General features: G+C 37.2%; 1 protein-coding gene. It reads right to left on the bottom strand.

Annotated features, from left to right (window positions below; genetic code table 11):
- Positions 1-693 precede the first annotated feature (693 nt).
- Positions 694-921, bottom strand: a complete 228-nt coding sequence (locus A3761_RS23860) for a hypothetical protein (RefSeq protein WP_068739405.1) — start codon at positions 919-921, stop codon at positions 694-696.
- Between the last annotated feature and the right edge of the window lie 175 nt (positions 922-1,096).

Below are 1,096 nucleotides of genomic sequence, written 5' to 3'. Positions count from 1 at the left end.
AGTAATATATGTCCAATAATAATAAACACTGCAACAACCTCTTGAAACTGAGGAACCAATGTACACATTTGCGTCACAGCAAGTGCAAACAGTAGCGTCAGTGGACTACTTGTTTTTCTTATTTTCATCACCCTTATCCCCAAATATTGGAACGATTAGCAGGTAATAGATAACCATCAAAACTAGGAGTGGAATTCCAGCCCAAGGGAAAAACAAACACAACACCAAACAAGCAACAACAGGATGAAAGTACAGCATAAAATCACCTTTTCTATTGAGGGTTCAAGAGTTTCTTATTAACGATTTGGCTTACTCAGAATTAGGATATCGCCACGACTCAAAAGCCTTTTTTTGTTTCTGATCTCATCAAATCCGTCACTTTTTTGTGGATTTCTTAGTCTAGTTCTGGTTATTTGTTCGTGAGCGGAAGACGGCGCTGGGTGCTTATATTTAGACAAAACAATAGCCACCAGAATTATAGATAGTATCCCTATCCACTTAAACGTAAAGGATAAGCCAATAGCGCATGTTTTCGTGTCAGAAATATTGCAGTAAGCAATGTACTCCGAGTGTAAAACAAAGATTAATAGCACCAAGGGAGAGCATAAACAAAGCACCTTAATCACTTTATGGTGCTTGTTCCATATGCAGGCGATAAACGCCCAGCGAGTTATTAGATTAAGCATAGTGACACTACCCCCAAAGAGAGATTCCAAAAGCGCTCATGACAGCAAACAGCCCCATATTCTTAATTTTGTCGTATAGCTTATCCTCTTCTTCGCGAACTATAGATTCCAATTCTTCACGACTAAAATCTCTTTCATCTTTCCCAGCAAGTAAAATACGGTTCTTAGAGTTTTGAATTGCTTTTTCTCTAATATGGAGACGGTACTTATTTGATATAGAATTAACTAACTTCATCAGATTTGTCCTCTCTATTGGTCTATTAACACTAAAGTATTTTCAACTATTCCTAACTCATGCTAAGGCCTTATTTTCTTGCTCATTTGGCTCTTTGTATGGTTTATACTTCTTTAGCAAATTAACTTCTTGCTCCACAAGATTCAGTCCCATGGAGCTTCCATAAAAAAATCTA

The sequence above is a fragment of the Oleiphilus sp. HI0123 genome (genome assembly GCF_001635315.1).
Note: the sequence above shows the minus strand (reverse complement) of the source record. Positions and strands in the feature narration are given on the sequence as shown.